Origin of the sequence: Priestia aryabhattai (genome assembly GCF_023715685.1) — a bacterium.
Taxonomy (GTDB): domain Bacteria; phylum Bacillota; class Bacilli; order Bacillales; family Bacillaceae_H; genus Priestia; species Priestia aryabhattai_B.
Map to the genome: position 1 here is coordinate 186,658 of NZ_JAMBOQ010000004.1, position 18,082 is coordinate 204,739.

The 18,082-nt window shown below is 37.6% G+C and carries 14 protein-coding genes; 10 read left to right on the forward strand and 4 right to left on the reverse strand.

Features of this window, described 5'->3' with window-relative positions; translation table 11 throughout:
* Positions 1-417: 417 nt before the first annotated feature.
* The 3 genes from M3225_RS19535 (at position 418) to M3225_RS19545 (ending at position 4,335) form a co-directional block, all read left to right on the forward strand.
* Complete coding sequence (locus M3225_RS19535) at positions 418-2,355, forward strand: LTA synthase family protein (protein WP_251396389.1); 1,938 nt, start codon at positions 418-420, stop codon at positions 2,353-2,355.
* A gap of 166 nt (positions 2,356-2,521) precedes the next feature.
* Positions 2,522-3,166 carry a 5-bromo-4-chloroindolyl phosphate hydrolysis family protein gene (locus M3225_RS19540; protein ID WP_251396390.1) on the forward strand — a complete coding sequence of 215 codons (645 nt, stop codon included), beginning with the start codon at positions 2,522-2,524 and terminating at the stop codon, positions 3,164-3,166.
* Positions 3,167-3,189: 23 nt separating this feature from the next.
* Positions 3,190-4,335: a toxic anion resistance protein gene (locus M3225_RS19545; RefSeq protein WP_251396392.1), complete on the forward strand. Its 1,146-nt coding sequence runs from the start codon at positions 3,190-3,192 to the stop codon at positions 4,333-4,335.
* A gap of 46 nt (positions 4,336-4,381) precedes the next feature.
* On the opposite strand, the gene M3225_RS19550 is transcribed toward M3225_RS19545, so the two are convergent.
* Both M3225_RS19550 and M3225_RS19555 read right to left on the reverse strand, forming a co-directional pair.
* Complete coding sequence (locus M3225_RS19550; protein WP_251396394.1) at positions 4,382-4,957, reverse strand: hypothetical protein; 576 nt, start codon at positions 4,955-4,957, stop codon at positions 4,382-4,384.
* A gap of 20 nt (positions 4,958-4,977) precedes the next feature.
* Positions 4,978-5,487, reverse strand: a complete 510-nt coding sequence (locus M3225_RS19555; RefSeq protein WP_251396396.1) for a hypothetical protein — start codon at positions 5,485-5,487, stop codon at positions 4,978-4,980.
* Between the two features lie 139 nt (positions 5,488-5,626).
* Here M3225_RS19555 and M3225_RS19560 point away from each other — a divergent pair, with 139 nt between their 5' ends.
* Both M3225_RS19560 and M3225_RS19565 read left to right on the forward strand, forming a co-directional pair.
* On the forward strand, positions 5,627-5,770 hold the full coding sequence (locus tag M3225_RS19560) for a hypothetical protein (protein ID WP_251396398.1): 144 nt from the start codon (positions 5,627-5,629) through the stop codon (positions 5,768-5,770).
* Positions 5,771-6,538 (forward strand): polysaccharide deacetylase family protein, encoded by a 768-nt coding sequence (locus M3225_RS19565; RefSeq protein ID WP_251396400.1) that lies wholly within the window; start codon positions 5,771-5,773, stop codon positions 6,536-6,538. It abuts the gene before it with no gap.
* 39 nt (positions 6,539-6,577) lie between these two features.
* On the opposite strand, the gene M3225_RS19570 is transcribed toward M3225_RS19565, so the two are convergent.
* Positions 6,578-8,056 (reverse strand): potassium/proton antiporter, encoded by a 1,479-nt coding sequence (locus M3225_RS19570; RefSeq protein WP_251396401.1) that lies wholly within the window; start codon positions 8,054-8,056, stop codon positions 6,578-6,580.
* 164 nt (positions 8,057-8,220) lie between these two features.
* Positions 8,221-9,597 carry a M20/M25/M40 family metallo-hydrolase gene (locus M3225_RS19575; protein ID WP_251396403.1) on the reverse strand — a complete coding sequence of 459 codons (1,377 nt, stop codon included), beginning with the start codon at positions 9,595-9,597 and terminating at the stop codon, positions 8,221-8,223.
* A 325-nt stretch (positions 9,598-9,922) separates the two neighbouring features.
* Between M3225_RS19575 and M3225_RS19580 the strand changes: the two genes are divergently transcribed.
* The 5 genes from M3225_RS19580 to M3225_RS19600 all read left to right on the forward strand — a co-directional run bounded on the left by M3225_RS19580 (position 9,923) and on the right by M3225_RS19600 (position 18,011).
* Positions 9,923-11,206 carry an ATP-binding protein gene (locus M3225_RS19580; protein ID WP_251396404.1) on the forward strand — a complete coding sequence of 428 codons (1,284 nt, stop codon included), beginning with the start codon at positions 9,923-9,925 and terminating at the stop codon, positions 11,204-11,206.
* A gap of 104 nt (positions 11,207-11,310) precedes the next feature.
* Positions 11,311-11,679: a hypothetical protein gene (locus M3225_RS19585; RefSeq protein WP_251396405.1), complete on the forward strand. Its 369-nt coding sequence runs from the start codon at positions 11,311-11,313 to the stop codon at positions 11,677-11,679.
* A gap of 254 nt (positions 11,680-11,933) precedes the next feature.
* Positions 11,934-13,328 carry an L-cystine transporter gene (locus M3225_RS19590; protein ID WP_251396406.1) on the forward strand — a complete coding sequence of 465 codons (1,395 nt, stop codon included), beginning with the start codon at positions 11,934-11,936 and terminating at the stop codon, positions 13,326-13,328.
* A 79-nt stretch (positions 13,329-13,407) separates the two neighbouring features.
* Positions 13,408-16,389, forward strand: a complete 2,982-nt coding sequence (gene pulA / locus M3225_RS19595) for a type I pullulanase (RefSeq protein ID WP_251396407.1) — start codon at positions 13,408-13,410, stop codon at positions 16,387-16,389.
* 128 nt (positions 16,390-16,517) lie between these two features.
* On the forward strand, positions 16,518-18,011 hold the full coding sequence (locus tag M3225_RS19600) for an aldehyde dehydrogenase family protein (protein WP_251396877.1): 1,494 nt from the start codon (positions 16,518-16,520) through the stop codon (positions 18,009-18,011).
* Positions 18,012-18,082: the final 71 nt, after the last annotated feature.

Genomic DNA, 18,082 nt, shown 5'->3' on the forward strand with positions numbered 1-18,082 from the left:
AAAGAAAAGAAAATAAGAGGTAGTGATATAACAAATATTCACAAGTGCTTTTATGCATTCTCTTGTAAAGTAGAAGGGAAACTAAGGCAAGTGTTAAATTTATATGTATATTGGACAAAATAAAAAATAAATATAAAATATTGAAACCTAAAGAGAAGCTGTCCGTATTAAATAGCGAGAAGAAAAAAGCGCAGGATACATTTGTGTTTAAAAGCCGATAGAGCTGGGAATAAGAAAGTAGTTATTTTCTCACGTTTGGTGAAAATTATACGTGGTGGTGTTGACAATTTTTTTAAAAGAGTTAAAATGTGAAAGAACAGATTAGCTCTCTTACATTTTTTGTAAGGGAGATTTATTTTTACAATTACTATAAAAATAAAAGTGAGCTTAAATTTCAATAGAGACAGAGGTGGGAATATGAAACAGCTCATGACAAACGGTAAAAATATTTTTTCGAAACAGCTGCCGTTATTTCTAATTGCAGTTTTGTTGTTTTGGATTAAAACGTATACCGTTTATCGTATCGAATTTAACTTAGGGCTAGATAATTTTATGCAAAAGTTCTTACTTTTCATAAACCCAATTGGTTCAGCAATTTTCTTTTTTGCCATCGCATTACTATTTAAAGGGCGCGGAAAAGTACGAGCATTGCTTGGAATGAATTTTTTACTTTCATTCATCTTGTACGCAAATGTAGTATACTATCGCTTCTTTAATGATTTTATTACTGTTCCTGTATTGACTCAGTCAAACAATTTTGGTCAATTAGGCGGCAGTGCCATGGCTTTAATTAGCCCAACTGATATTTTATACTTTACAGATTTCTTTATTCTTTTAGTTTTGGTACTATGGAAAAAAGTTGACTTACCAGCAACAATTAGTCGACGTACTGTGACAGGTGTATTTTTATCAGGGATTTTATTCTTAAGTGCCAATATCGCACTAGCGGAAATGGATCGTCCTCAACTATTAACGAGAACATTTGACCGCAACTATTTAGTAAAATATTTAGGAACGTATAACTATACGATTTATGATATCATCCAAAGCTCGAAATCTTCAGCACAGCGCGCGCTAGCAGATAGCAGTGATGTGGCTGAGGTAGAGAACTATGCAAAAGCAACATATGCTGAGCCGAACAAAGAATATTTTGGGCAAGCAAAAGGCAAAAACGTTATCTATATTTCATTAGAGTCACTTCAGTCATTTATGATTGGTTATAAGTTAAATGGTGAAGAAGTAACGCCATTCTTGAACTCACTATTAAAAGATCAGAACACATTGTATTTCGATAACTTCTTCCATCAAACAGGGCAAGGTAAAACGTCAGATGCAGAATTCATGATGGAGAACTCATTATTCGGCTTACCTCAAGGTTCTGTATTTACAACAAAAGCAAATAACACATATCAGTCGCTATCTGGTATTTTAGATCAGCAAGGTTATACAACGTCTGTGTTCCACGGGAATGGGAAATCATTCTGGAACCGAGATGAAATGTATAAATCAATGGGTGTAGAGAAATTCTTTGATTCAGCTTATTACAACATGTCAGAAGAAGATACGCTGAACTATGGTTTAAAAGATAAACCATTCTTCAAAGAATCAATGCCGTATCTAAAAGGCTTAAAGCAGCCATTTAGTGCGAAGTTCATTACGTTATCAAACCACTTCCCTTATCCGCTAGATAAGGAAGACCAAACGATTGAACCTCACAATACGGGAGATAAGTCAGTTGACCAATACTTCCAAACGGCTCGTTATTTAGATGAATCAATCAAGCAATTCTTTGAGGACTTGCAAGCCTCTGGTTTAGCAGACAATACGATGGTCGTGATGTACGGTGACCACTACGGTATTTCTGAAAACCATAAGCGCGCAATGGGCAAAGTAATGGGTAAAAACATCAATGATTTTGAACAAGCTCAACTGCAGCGCGTACCATTATTCATTACTTCACCAGGTCTTAAAGGCGGCGTAAATCATACGTATGGTGGAGATGTAGATGTTCGCCCAACAGTGATGCATTTATTAGGTCTTGATACAAAAGACTATATTGACTTTGGTACAGACTTATTATCAAAAGAACATCAGCAAGTTGTACCTTTCCGTAACGGTGACTTTGTTACACCGAAGGTAACAAAAGTTGATCAAAAAGTGTATGATAATGCAACGGGCAAGCAGCTTTCAGATAAGGAAGCGAAACAGTATGATAAGTATGATGAGCTAGTTAAGAAAAAGCTAGAACTATCAGATAAACTTGTTTACGGAGACTTACTCCGCTTTCATACACCAGAAGGGTTCAAACCAATTGAACGTTCGAAGTATGATTACAACAAGCGCGAAGATCAATAAAGAAACAGGCAGCTATAAAAGCTGCCTGTTTTTTTGTTTTGTGAAACTTTTAAGGGTTTTATCCGTATATAAATTATAACAGTAATCGTTTTAAGAGACGGGAAGACAATGGTATAATATGTATACGTTTAAAAGTTCGGTCACATTTAAGATAGGAGTGAAAGCGATGAAAGTCGTTCGAATAATAAAAAAGATTCTTGCCATTTGGGCAACAGGAGCAGTAGCCGTTCCGGTCAGCTATTTTGGATTTAATACCACGATTATTCAATCCTTTGGCATTAGTATAGGAGTCATGATCGTGATGAGCCTGTTTTTTATTATGAGTAGTGCTCGACGTCATTATCAAAATCCGTATAGAGAAGAAATTGCATACGTTCGTCATCAAGTGAAAGAGGCAAGAAAGCAGTTAAGAACCATTGGAAGCTATCGTTTTAAAATTCGATCTGTTCATATGTGGACAGAACTTTCTAAACTATACAAAGTAGGCAAAAGCATCATTGAAATGGTAGAAAAAGAGCCCGCACGATATAAAGACGTTCAGCCGTTTTTTACGAACTACTTACAATCAACGGTTACCGTTATTGAAAGGTATATGTTTTTATTATCAAAACCAACAAAAAGCATAGAAGTAAAAGAAAGTCTTCATGAAGCGGAAGATATGCTGCGCGGGTTATCAGGGAAGTATGAGCATTTATTAACAAATGCACTTTCACAAGATAAACTGACATTAGATGTAGAGCTTAAAGTGCTAAAACAAGCATTTGAAGAGGAGCAGCCATATATACCGACAGCTACTAATCGTACAAAGTAATGTAAATGCAAAGGATGGGATTTATGATGAAAGAATATGATCAAAATCACTCGTTAGATGCGCTTCTTGATGACCCTTTTGCGTCGCCTACTCCACAGTTACAATCAGACTCTCGCGCTGCAAAAAGAAACACATACGATGATTTGACACCGGAATATCAGGAAAAAGCACAGAAAATCGCAAATCAAATTGATTATAAAAATCAGCAGGCTATCTTACAGTACGGGGTAGCAGCTCAGTCAGAACTATCTCAGTTTTCTCAATCCGTACTACAGCATGTTCAAACGAAAGATACGGGACCAGTAGGAGACGTTATAGGAGATTTGATGAGTAAGATTCGCCAAGTGAATCCCGATGATTTTTCTGCAAAGAAAAAAGGAGTCATCGGTCGATTGTTTTCAGGAGTCTCTAGGCCTATTCAAAATTTATTAACAAAATATCAAAGCATTAATGTTGAAATTGATAAAATTGCAGATAAGTTAGAGCGCTCAAAACAAATGCTGTATCGAGACATTACGATGCTCGATAGCTTATATGATAAAAATAGACAGTTTTACGAGGCGCTTAACGTCTACATTGCAGCGGCAGAATACAAGCTAGTGGCGTTGCAAAATGAAACGCTGCCCCAGCTTCAGCAAACAGCAACTCAAAAAAATGACTATTTGATGGCTCAGGAGGTCAATGATTTAAATCAATTTATCAATAGGCTAGAAAAACGAGTGCATGATTTAAAACTGAGCCGTCAAATTGCGATTCAAAGTGCACCGCAGATTCGATTAATTCAAGAAGTTAATCAGACCCTTGTGGAAAAAATCCAAAGCTCCATTTTAACGGCTATTCCACTTTGGAAAAATCAAGTGGTAATCGCAACCACTTTATTACGCCAAAAGAAAGCAATGGAAGCACAAAAGCAAGTATCTAAGACAACAAATGACTTGCTTACTAAAAATTCAGAGCTGCTCAAGCAGAATACGATTGAAGTAGCTCGTGAAAACGAAGCGGGGATCGTCGATATCGAAACATTGAAAAAAACGCAGTCCGATTTGATTACCACGTTAGAAGAAGTACTAAAGATTCAAGAAGAAGGACGTACGAAGCGTACTGAGGCAGAATCAGAGCTATATCAAATGGAGAAAGACTTAAAAACCAAATTATTAGATTTAAAATAGAGAAAAAGTCGGTTTACACTTTGTAAACCGACTTTTTTAAATCTATCTACGTATTTTGAAGCGTTTTCGCCATTTCTAAAAACGGAGTTAACTCTCTTTCGGATTTAGGAGCAAAGATAGTTAACCGGAAAGTAGGCTGGTGATTTTGCTTTCGAACAAGAAAACCATATGCGTTACTTTTATCATCTGATGCTTCGTACGCAGCTTCTATCTCTAAATTATGGTGAATGAGGTGTGTATCAAGGGAAGTCACTTCCGAAAAACCAGCTCTTAAAATTTCTTTTGTTTCTTTATTGAGCTCCTCTACACTTTTATTTGATGGAAACACTTCAATACGCATCCACAAAGCATCATTTTTTTTATTGTAAATAACATCTTTTCGAGGCTCTTCTTCGGTAAACTCGTATCCTTCTAGTACGTAAAGCGTATAGTTTTGGTTCGTGCTCCTTTTAAGATAACCCACATCTGTTCTGCTGCTTCCTTTGTAAGGATAGGTGAATTTTTGCTGTGGCAAGCGTTCTCTTAGAGTTTCTTCTTGTGTGTTGATAAGGTCTTCATGAAAAGCAGTTGAGCAGCCACTCACCAAACATATAAAGCAAACAAGAAATATCTTTTTTTTCATAGCGGCTTCCTTATCTATTTTCATTCGTGCGTTTTTACTGAGTTAACAATTGAAATTAACTTTTTTTCATCATCAGAATTTTTAGCCGTAACCATCGTGATTTTTAAAGCAGGGTGCCCCTTTGTTTCTCTTAATACATATAGCTTTGCCGTTTCTTTTTTACTCCCAGCTGTAGAAGCAAACAAAACGGGTTGAATAAATAGGGATGTAGAAGAAGTTTTTAACGATTTTCCAAACTGGTCATCAAACAATTCTTTTGAACAATCTAGATATGATTTGCTTGCACTTTCTTTCCCAGAGAGGACTTCAATTCGCATCCACGTATAGGGAGTCTTGTTTGAAAAAAGAATATCTTTTCCATCTTCTTCTTTTTGAAGCGTATATTCATTAGGCAATGAAATAGAATATCCTTGTTCGCTTACGGTGAAATGCTGATGTTTCTCGTTACTTTCACTGATTGCTTTAACAGAAGGCAGTATAACCATGGTTCCGCTTATCATTAACAGAAAAGCTAAATAAAATTTTCGCATGTATATATCTCCTATTCAAAACGCTAGACAGCGTGTAATCACTATATAAAAATGTTTTCGCCATGTTGGAACCTGTAGGTTTATTTTTGATTTTTTGGTAAAGCTAAAAACACAATCAATTAGTAATGGAGAGAAGACTATGAAAAACCGTAAATCAACTTCTGCAGCTAATCGCCGTCAACAGCGCGTGTGTTTGGGTGATGAACGATTATTTGCAGTTGGTATTAAAGCTTTTATTGACAATACGCATGAATCATACCTAGACAAAAAAGGAGGTCATTGAGTGAAATGGTGCTTGTCAATTATCATTATTATTTCCATTAATTTCTATGGTATTCAGGTGGATGCTGCAAAGAAGAGCCGATTTTATTATGAAAAAAAAGGAGATATCGTGTGGGAAGTTCCCATGAAAGATGAGAAGTTAATTGCACTTACGTTTGATGATGGGCCAGACCCTGAATATACACCGACTATTTTAAATTTATTGCAAAAGTACGGAGCTAAAGCAACTTTTTTTGTAGTCGGCGACCGAATAACGTTGTTTCCCAAGCTTGCTCAAAGAGAAGTTCGTGAAGGTCATGAGCTTGCTAATCATACATATAGCCATTTGAAAGTAAGGGGCCAGGAAGTAGAGAGAATTGAACAGGAAATTGAAAAAGCGGATGAATGTATACAAGCTATTACGGGAATAAAACCTTACCTGTTTCGTCCACCTACTGGCTATTATGATGACCGGGTAGTAAAAGCTGCTAAGAATCAGCAGTATACCGTTATTCTGTGGTCTTGGCATCAAGATACATTTGATTGGAGGAATCCAGGTGTAGGTAAAATTGTAAGTCAAGTACTTAATCATGCTACGTCAGGAGATATTGTGTTGTTTCACGATACTGGAGGAGATCGAACTCAAACCATTGAAGCATTAAAACAAATTTTACCGAAGTTAAAGGAAGAGGGATATAAATTTGTAACGGTCTCAGAACTTTTGAAACATCACCCCAATTATAAATCTCTTTATTTGATGCAGCAGCAAAAACAGCACTCCGTTCAATAAGTGGGTGCTGTTTTTCTATTAAAAGCTTTAGCTATTTTTTTAGCTGGTTTTTCCTTCTCTTTCGTCCACATCAGACGTATTTTTTTGAAAAAACGCTTTTACTTTATCCCGTTTTTTCTTCGAAATAAGAATATATAATGTATCACCTGCAAAAATTTGTGTATTACCTCTAGGTGTAAGTAATTTATCCTCTCGAATAACAGCAGTCACTAAAATATCTTCAGGGAGATGAAGTTCTTCAAGCGATTTTCCTGATATATCTGCATGTTCCACCAGCTTCAACTCAATCATTTCATTTTTAGTTTTACCCATCGAAACAAGCTCGAGACTGTGAGGAACCGTCTCTTTTTCACCTTGAGAAAGGTTTAGAAATTTGGCTAAAGGAGCGATTGTTGCTCCTTGAAGAAGAGCGGAAGTTAAGACGACAAAGAAAACGACGTTAAAAATGAGCGTGCTGTTCTCCAAACCTGCCATCATAGGATAAGTAGCCAATACAATTGGAACAGCTCCTTTTAAACCGGCCCAAGAAATAAACAGCTTTTCTTGGGATGAGTATTTAGCAAACATCATAGAAAGAAATACGCCGAGTGGACGAGCGACAAACATAAGTAAAAGAGATAATAGTATACCCTGCCAAATGATATCTAGCAGTTGATTAGGAAAGACAAGAAGGCCGAGTAAAATAAACATTAAAATTTGCATCATCCATGCAAAACCTTCATTAAAGCGGACAATTGTATGACGATAAGTTAGATCTGCATTTCCTACTACCACTGCCATTACATATACAGCGAGTAGACCGCTTGCTTCTACAAATGTGGAAATTCCATAGGTTAAGGCAGCCAATGACAATGTAAGCACAGGGTAAAGTCCTGAAGAATCCAAATTAATTCGATTAATAATCCAAACGGATGCTTTTCCAAGTACTAAACCAAGTAACAGTCCGATTCCCATTTGCCAAAAGAAATTAAGGATTAATGAGAGGATAGGAGCGTCTGGATGTTGAATTAATTCAATAATAGAAACGGTTAAGAAGATGGCCATCGGATCATTGGAACCAGATTCTGCTTCTAGTGTGGAGTTTAGTTTTTGGCGGATATTCTGTGTCCCTAGTACAGAGAACACGGCTGCAGCATCTGTGGAGCCAACGATTGCCCCAAATAAAAAGCCTTCAAGCCAAGTAACGCCTAAAATATATTTGGCAAGTACACCGGTTAAAACTGTGGTAATGAGGACTCCGAAAGTAGCTAATGAAACGGAAGGGCGAACAACGCGTTTGACATCTTTCCATTTGGTCTGCACGCCCCCATCAAAAAGAATAATGATAAGCGTTAATATTCCGAATCCTTGTGCTAAAAGAGCATTGTCAAAATAGATGTAGTGGCTAACAACCATTCCTACAATAATAAAGAGTACAAGCGAAGGGACCCCAAGGCGAGTAGAGAACTTTGCAGTAAGTACCCCTATGACAAGGAGAATAGATAATAAAAGAATTGAATAGTCTACCGTAAAATCCAAAAAATACACCTCTTTTGTTCAAAATTTTTATGTAAGCAATAAGTGAGGTTCCTCTATAATAATTGTAGCATAATAGATTTAAAACCTTGAGAAATCTGCTTATCAAAAAAAGAGATGCATAAACATCTCTTTTTTGGTCATGTATGAATAACAGGGATAGATTATTATTTGACATCTTGCTCGTGATAAAGATGAGGAGCTTTAAATGTTGCTCTCTTTTTAACTGAAGAACCTTGATGGTCGGGACGAGCACGATCGTAAATAGCTGTTCCAACAATCTCAGCCACATCTTGAAGTTTTTCTTTGCTTATTTTATCAAGGGTATCTTCAGGCGTATGATACCAAGGTTCAGACGGACTGTGAATAAATAGAACGGACGGTATTCCTGCCTCTGCAAATGGAACGTGATCACTGCGGCCGCCAGCTTGGAATGGCGTAGGTTCCCCATTTAATCTTGTACTTGAAGCTTGAGCTAATTCTGTGACAAGGTTTGGTGTTCCATCAGCTGTATTCATCACCAAATCTCCCGCATCTCGACTTCCTACCATGTCTAAATTAAACATTCCAACAATATGATTTTTCTCATCTTCAGATAGCTCACTAACATAATGCTCGGATCCTAGTAAGCCTACTTCTTCAGCTCCGAATGTAACAAATCGCAGTTCTGTATCAGTAGGAAGAGCTTTAAATACACGAGCTAATTCAAGCACCATTGCTGTTCCAGAAGCATCGTCATTTGCCCCAGGCGCCCCGGCCACAGAATCATGATGAGCACCTACTACAATAATATCATTTGTTCCTTTTTTCTTAAAAGTAGAAGATTTAGTGGCGGTTACATTATAAGATGTTCGCTCACTTACGACAGCTCCTTCAATTTTTACTGTACCTGAAGGCTTTTCGCCTTTTTGAATAGAAGTAAGAATTCTTTCACCTTCTTCTTTGGTAACAGCAAGAGACGGGATGTAGTTATCATTAGCGCCGCCAAGCGTTCCGTTTAGCTCACCGTCTGTATTGTTAAAAATAATGACTGCTGCAGCACCTTTTTCAGCAGCATTTAATACCTTTTCACCAAAAGTAATAGAGCCTCGCTGAACTAATACAATTTTACCTTTCACATCTTTGTTTGCCAAATTATCTTTTGTACCCAGCTCTCCATCTACAATTTCAGCTGTAACATTTCCATTGGTGCTATAAGTAAAAGTTGTTGGAGAGTAGCTTGTACCGTTCACGCTTAGTGAAAAACTAGCTGCTGGCGTGTAACCGGTAAATGTAAAAGATTCTACTGCGCTTTGATAGCCTATTTTAGACAAACACTTTTGAACAAATGTAGCAGCTTCAAGTTCAGATTCAGTCCCTGCCACACGAGGTTTTTTTGAGAGATACGCAATGTCTTGATAAATTTTCTCAGCATTGACTTTTTTCCATACTTTTTGTTCGGAATTTTGATTGTGAGAAGCATTTGCAGAAGTAGAAGCTTGTACACTTGTAAAAGATAGAGTCAAACTTGTTGCTACAGCCAAAGAAATCACGGTTTTTTTCATTAAAATTCCCCTAAATTTATCGATATAGTTGACACTACTCGAATTTATAATATTAAGAAAATACAAAAAAGAGTATTATTACCTAAATGTTCCAGATTATTCCGTATCTAAATTCCTATTTTGATAGAGAAAATAATTCAATTAAAATGAAAATATGGAAACAAATAAAGGGGATAAAAGAAACTGTGTCAAAAGTAATAAAAAAAGGTATTAGATAAGAATAAAAAAATAAGGTAAACTAGTTTAAAAGTAAGAAGAATCTTCAGAACTTAATTGATGAGACATAGAGGGTGTTAACGTAAAAAACAAAGGCTGGTGGGAAATATTGATAAAAAATAGGGAGGGTGTACGAAAAGCAGTGGCGATAGCAGGTCTTCTGCTTGTAGGGGTGTACATCGTCTTTCAAACAATGGCATTTTTTAAAGGAGCATACGCTCTTAGCAGTTTAATAAAAGATATTTTACTAGTGGGCATAACGGCTGGCACAATTTATTTACTTCATAAGCGTTCGTTTCATACACAGGTGTCTGATGAACAGTATCAGCTTGCTACATTAATAAACTCAATGCCAGATTTTATTTGTTTTAAAGATGGAGCTGGCAAATGGGTGGCGGTGAACGATTTTGGAAGAGAACTTTATCATTTAAAGGGTATTGATTACAAAGGTAAAACAGATGCAGAACTTGGGGAGCTTGTGCCTTTCTTTCAAGCCGCTTTCTTACACTGTATTTCATCGGATGAAGAAGCTTGGATAAAAAAGGAAAAAGTACGCACGGAAGAAGCATTTGAAATACCGAACGGTGACGTCAAAACATTTGATGTTATTAAAATACCTGTATTTTTTGATGATGGCTCAAGAAAAGCTCTTATTACGATTGGACGAGATATTACTCAGCAAAAGCTTGCAGAAGCGCTTCTGATAAAAAAGGAAAAGCTGTCTGTAGTAGGCGAATTAGCTGCTGGAATTGCTCATGAAATTAGAAATCCACTTACGAGTATTAAAGGGTTTGTTCAGCTCATGAAAGAAACAGACCGATCCGCGATAGGGTATGCTAATATCATGCTTGATGAGCTGGAACGAATTAATGGTATTGTCAGTGAAATGCTCCTTTTGTCAAAGCCTGAAAGTGAACATTTTCGCGTGTTTTCTCTTACAGAAGCGGTTAAGTATGTAATGAGTTTAACTTCCCATGAAGCTTTATTGAAAAACATTGACTTCCTATACGATGAACAAACACAAAACGCTAGTGTGTATGGAAATAAAAATCACCTTATTCAAGTATTACTTAATGTTTTTAAAAATGCAATCGAAGCCATGGATAAGCCTGGAAATATTTATATTACAATCAAAACAGCGCATGATGATCATATTTGTATAGAAGTTAGAGATGAAGGAGTAGGAATTTCTACAGACCGCCTAGAACATATAGGAGAACCGTTTTTTACTTTAAAAGAAAAAGGAATGGGGCTTGGATTAACAATCAGCTCCAAAATTATTCATGATCATCACGGTACCCTGCAGATTGAGAGTGAACAGAAAAAAGGGACGATTGTTAAAATTGGACTGCCTCTGTATGTCAAAGATACGGCCGTTTTCGCAAGTAAATGAAATGTTGTAAACGAAAAGTAATGAAAACGTCATCCATTTCTTATTGCTAAACGCAGCCGTACATGATGTAATAAAAGAAACGAACATGTCAGGAAGGTAGCAAAATGAGACGTGCAGATCAAAAAATTATATTACCGTATACACCGGAAAATTTAAGAATGCTATTGCTTCAAGTATGTGACGGAGAAAATCCGTTTTCCCATCAAGACCTTGCTTATTGGTGTGATAAATATACTCTCCATTATTACGAGTACGAAGCGGATGAAACGCAGTGGATGAATGATATGCAGCGGGCAGACAATAGGCAAGACCTAGCTAAATCCTATGCTATTGCTAAAGATATTGGCTGGCAGTGGTACTTTTATATGGCTAGAGGAACGACTCTATCTGATATTCAATATGTTGAGCTTCACGAACTAGAATTACCTAGACATTTGTTTGTAAAATGGCTAAATGAATTATATGAAATGTAATCGTATATATAAATGTAGTACATCCGATGTGACGAAAAAAAGACTATCTCTGATAACGGAGCAAAAGAACACTGGAGTACATACAAGAGTAAAGTAGAAAGCTAAGGAAAATCCTTAGCTTTTTTTATTTTGTTAAGATTATTCGAAAAAAACTGTCTTTTGGAAAAACTATAAAACCTAGTTGACTTATTGGTATTGTTATATTATAAGTAATATAGACATAATTTATGGAGAAAATTACAGGGGGAACATCTATGAATAACTTATTAGTCATTCTAAACATCCTTATTATGCTGGCATTGCTTGCAGGGCTGTTTATGATGCAGAAAAAACATGTATCATTTTCAAAGCGTGTGTTTACGGCGCTTGGACTAGGGATTATTTTTGGCTTTGCTCTTCAGTGGGTGTATGGTCCGACTCATCAAGTAACGATACTAACAGCCGATTGGTTTAGCATTGTAGGAAGCGGATATGTTAAGTTTCTTCAAATGATTGTCATGCCGCTTGTATTTGTATCGATTGTAGCGGCATTCACTCGTTTAAAATTAACGAGCAATATTGGAAAGATTAGTAGTTTAATTATTGGAATTTTGCTTGTCACAACAGCGATAGCAGCTGCTATTGGTATTTTTACAACGACGAGCTTTAATTTAGAATCTGTCCAAATCACAAAAGGGGAAGCTGAACTTCAGCGCGGAGAGGACTTAGAAAACAATTTATCTAGTTTAGAAGCAAAAACAATCCCGCAGCAAGTAGTAGAATTATTACCAGCTAACCCGTTTCTTGATTTAACAGGCGCACGTTCAACTTCTACGATTGGCGTTGTCATCTTTGCGGCATTTGTTGGAATTGCGTATTTAGGTGTGAAGCGTAAAAAGGCTGAGGAAGCGGCGTTATTTTCAAAAATTATTGATACGCTTTATGCAATTGTAATGCGTGTAGTGACGCTAATTCTTCGTTTAACTCCTTACGGGGTACTTGCAATTATGACAAAAACAGTAGCAACGAGTGATATTGATGCGATTGTTAAACTTGGAAAATTTGTTGTAGCATCATATGTCGCATTGGCAGCTATGTTTATTGTTCACTTACTTATTCTAACAATCATAGGTGTAAATCCGATCACATACGTTAAGAAGGTATTTCCTGTATTGGCGTTTGCCTTTACTTCCCGTACAAGTGCTGGAGCATTGCCTTTGAACGTTAATACACAAACGAGACAGTTAGGGGTTCCAGAAGGAATTGCGAATTTTGCAGGTTCATTTGGTCTTACAATTGGTCAAAATGGATGCGCTGGAATATATCCAGCCATGTTAGCCGTTATGATTGCACCAACGGTAGGTATTGATCCCTTAACACCTTCATTTATTTTCACGTTAATTGCCATTGTAGCAATTAGTTCGTTTGGCGTAGCAGGTGTTGGCGGAGGAGCTACATTTGCGGCTTTGCTTGTATTATCTTCTATGAATTTGCCAGTAGCGCTAGCAGGATTATTAATTTCAGTAGAACCATTGATTGATATGGGGCGTACGGCGCTTAATGTAAGTGGAAGCATGACAGCCGGAGTCGTAACTAGTAAATTAACAAAAGAACTAGATACAAACGTATACAACGATCAAACAATCTCCCCTGAAACAGCAGAAGTGTAAAAGAGATGGGGCATCCATAGTTAACATTGTTAACTATGGATTTTTTTTCTTTATTCACATAAAATAGGAAAAAATACTTATGATAACGCTTTCAAAAAAGGTTATAGTGAAAAATGTGTACGTACTCTATTTTACGGGAGGGTTTTCATTGAAACGTAGTTGGATTAAATATGCAATGGTACTGACGGCTTTACTCTTACTAGTAAGCTCTTTTTTTAGCCCATTTATGCAATCGTTTGCATCTTCGGCAGACGCAACAAAAATCACGATTCACTATCAGCCTGCTTCAAACGATACAAAGGAATGGGGATTATGGATTTTTCCTGAAGGCGGAGAAGGGAAGCCTTACGCATTTACAGGAGAAGATCAATTTGGAAAAGTAGCGGAAGTTGAATTACCCGGTACTTATGACAAAGTAGGTTTTATTGTTCGAACAGAGTCGTGGGAAAAAGATGGAGGAGACCACTTCATTTCAGTGGAGAACGGTGAAGGAGAAGTATGGGTGAAAAGCGGAGATGAACATACATATACGTCTCCTCCTGACGGTGAATACCGAGATTTACCGAAGTTTGATAAAGTAAACGTTACCTTAAATTATCATCGGTATGACGGAGATTACAGCGGGTGGAACATTTGGACATGGCCAGGTGATGAAAAAGAAGGCAAGCAAATCGAATTTACGGAAGACACGAATTTTGGGAAGAGAGCAACTTACACAATTAACAGTGAAACTGGTAATTTATTTGACAAAATTGGTTTTATTGTACGCCATTCTACTAGTGACAACGATTGGGAAAATAAAGACGGAGGAGACCGCCTTATTACCAAGATTGGTAAAGATGGAAATGTAGAAGTATGGATTGTTCAAGGGCAAAATCGAATTTATTATGATAGAGCTAGAGTAGATGTCACTCGGAAAATCACGAAAGCGACTATGGATACATTTAATCAAATTACCTTAGAAACAAACGTACCGTTTGACTCTTCTAAGAGCTTAGGAGACATTGAAATTGACGGAGCTCACATTGAGAAAGTGATACCTTGTAAAGATGGAGGAGACTCTGTTACTACTAAGGTTAAAATCATAACAAAACAGCCTCTGGACGTTACAAAAACGTATAGAGTTAAGCAAAAAGGATACGGATCAGCTGAGGTAGTCAATGGAAATGTCGTTCGCACGAAAGAATTTGATGAAAAGTATGCGTATAGCGGAAATGATTTAGGAAACACATATTCTAAGAAACAAACAAATTTTCGCGTATGGGCTCCAACCGCAAGCGAAGCAAAGCTAGTGACTTATTCGTCATGGAACTCGAAAGCTGTAAAAGAAATTTCTATGACTAAAAGTGAAAAAGGAACGTGGAAAGCGGAGTTAAAAGGAAATCAAGATGAACTAATTTATACGTACAAAGTAAAAATTGGGAACAGCTGGAACGAAGCGGTTGATCCATATGTACGAGCAACAACAGTGAATGGAGATCGTGGAGTTGTCGTAGATTTGGCTAAGACAAACCCGAGAAAGTGGAGTACGAATAAGCCGAAATTTAAAAATCCAGAAGATGCGATTATCTATGAACTGCACGTACGAGATTTATCGTCTCAAAAAGAGAGCGGTATCAAAAATAAAGGAAAATATTTAGGCGTAGCGGAGTGGAATACGCAAGGACCAAATGGAGTAAAAACAGGACTCAGTTATATTAAAGACTTAGGTGTAACGCATGTTCAGTTCCTGCCTATTTATGATTATCGTACGGTGGACGAAACCAAATTAAACGAGCCGCAGTTTAACTGGGGATACGATCCGAAAAATTATAACGTCCCAGAAGGTTCCTATTCAACAAACCCATATAATCCTAAGACTAGAATTATTGAGCTCAAACAAATGATTCAAACGCTTCATGACAAGCAGCTTCGTATGGTAATGGACGTTGTCTATAATCATGTGTATGCAGTGAGTGAGCATAGCTTTGATAAATTAGTTCCAGGCTACTACTTCCGTTATAAAGAAGATGGAACTCTATCCAACGGAACGGGTGTTGGAAACGACACGGCTTCTGAACGGAAAATGGTTCGGAAGTTTATTGTAGATTCTGTTACTTATTGGGCAAAAGAGTACCATATTGACGGGTTTCGATTTGATTTAATGGGGATTCATGATACTAAGACAATGAATGAAGTGAGAAAGAGGTTAGATAAAATTGATCCTTCCATTATCGTACTAGGAGAGGGCTGGGATCTAGGAACCGAGCTTGATGCTAAGCTAAAAGCTAACCAGAAAAACGCTCAGGATATGAAGCGCATAGCTCACTTTAATGACGGTATGCGAGATGGTCTTAAAGGCAGCGTGTTTTTTGATCAGGAAAACGGATTTGTTAATGGAAAACAAGGACAAGAAAAGCTCATACAGCAAAGTATAGCAGCTGGAATAGATTATGATCGTTCAACTGCCACGTATGAAGATCCAGATCAAGTTGTCACGTATGTAGAAGCACACGATAACCATACGTTATGGGATAAACTTCAGCTGACGAACCCTGCTGACACGGAACAAACGAGAAAGCAAATGCATAAGCTTGCTTCTTCAATTATTTTAACATCCCAAGGAATTAACTTTATACATGCAGGTCAAGAGTTTATGAGAACAAAAGGCGGAGATCATAACAGCTATCAGTCTCCCGATTCTGTCAATCAGTTAGATTGGAAGCGCCGAGCAGCTTTCAGCCAAGAAGTAGATTATATGAAGGGACTTATTGCGCTTCGAAAGCAATATTCGTCATTTAGAATGACGAGTGCACAAGCCATTCATCAAAATTTACGCTTTGTTGATGCACCAGCAAACGTAGTAGGTTATACGTTAAATGCTAAAGCCAATAAAGATAAAGCAAACGAAATAATGGTGATTCATAATGCAAATAAACAAGCTCAACCGGTTCATCTGCCTTCTAACAGAACGTGGAGATTACTTGTTGACGGTGAGCAGGCGGGAACAAAAACGCTTCGTACGGTGAAAGGAAACATAGTAAGCGTTGCGCCTCTTTCGACATTTGTACTAGTAAGATAAGTTTTAAATAACTAGAATACATGTAGAAAAATTCAGAATATTGTATGCAAAATTGTTGATTTTACTAGATAACATGGTAAAATATTCATTGTTAGCGTTTTCGAAATTAGTGGGGAGGTATGTATTTGATGCGAAATCTTGGAGCGAAAAAAGTTGAAATGAGTCCGAAAGTAGTGGAGTTTTTAAAAGGAGTTAAACAGCTATACATTAACGGTGAGTGGGTAGACTCTGTTTCAGGAAAAACGTTTGAAACGGTGAATCCAGCAACGGGTGAAAGGTTGGCAGATGTAGCTGAAGCAAATCCAGAGGATATTGATCGTGCCGTGAGAGCGGCTAGAGAAGCATTCGATCACGGACCTTGGACAAAGATGTCAGCAGCTGAAAGAAGCCGACTCATTTATAAATTAGCTGATTTAATGGAAACACATCAGTTGGAACTTGCGCAGCTTGAAACGCTTGATAACGGAAAACCAATTCGTGAAACATCAAATGCAGACATTCCATTAGCAATTGAACATTTCCGCTACTTTGCTGGGTGGTCAACTAAAATGGTTGGACAAACTATTCCTGTGCAAGGAGCGTATTTTAACTATACGAGATATGAACCAGTAGGAGTTGTTGGCCAAATTATTCCGTGGAACTTCCCGCTTTTAATGGCCGCTTGGAAGCTCGGAGCTGCTTTGGCAACTGGATGTACAATTGTGCTCAAGCCAGCAGAACAAACGCCGCTTTCTGCACTTTACTTAGCTCGACTAGCCGATGAAGCTGGGTTCCCAAAAGGCGTATTAAATATTGTGCCAGGCTACGGGAAAACAGCAGGTGAGCCGCTCGTTCATCATGATCTCGTGGATAAAATTGCTTTTACGGGATCTACTGCTGTCGGAAAAGCAATTATGAAACAAGCTAGCGACTCCTTAAAGCGTGTGACGTTAGAGCTTGGAGGGAAATCACCAAACATTATCCTGCCGGATGCAGACTTAACAAAAGCAGTTCCTGGTGCGCTTTCAGGTATTATGTTTAATCAGGGACAAGTATGTTGTGCTGGAAGTCGTCTGTATGTTCAAAAAAGCTTATATGATAATGTCGTAGCTGATTTAGTTTCTCAAACGAAATCTATTAAACAAGGGAATGGATTAGCAGATGAGACAACAATGGGCCCGCTTGTATCTGCGCAGCAGCAAAAACGAGTGAAAACCTATATTGATAAAGGAATTGAAGAAGGAGCGGAAGTACTCGCAGGAGGAAACATTCCATTTGATCAAGGCTATTTCGTAGAGCCGACTATCTTTGCAGATGTCGATCATTCTATGACGATTGCTCGTGAAGAAATCTTCGGTCCGGTTGTAGCTGCTATGCCGTTTGACGATCTTGATGATTTGATTACCAAAGCAAATGATACAGCATATGGTCTAGCAGCAGGCGTCTGGACACAGGATTTAAAGAAAGCACACTATATTGCTCATGGTATTAAAGCGGGTACAGTTTGGGTGAACTGCTACAACGTATTTGATGCAGCAAGCCCGTTTGGAGGTTATAAACAGTCAGGAATTGGTCGTGAAATGGGAAGCTATGCGCTTGATAATTACACTGAAGTTAAAAGCGTATGGATTAATATGGAATAATAAGTAAGTTTTTTTGTGAAAATCAATAGCATATCTTTGTGTGAAAAAGAGTAGTCTTTAGTGGACTACTC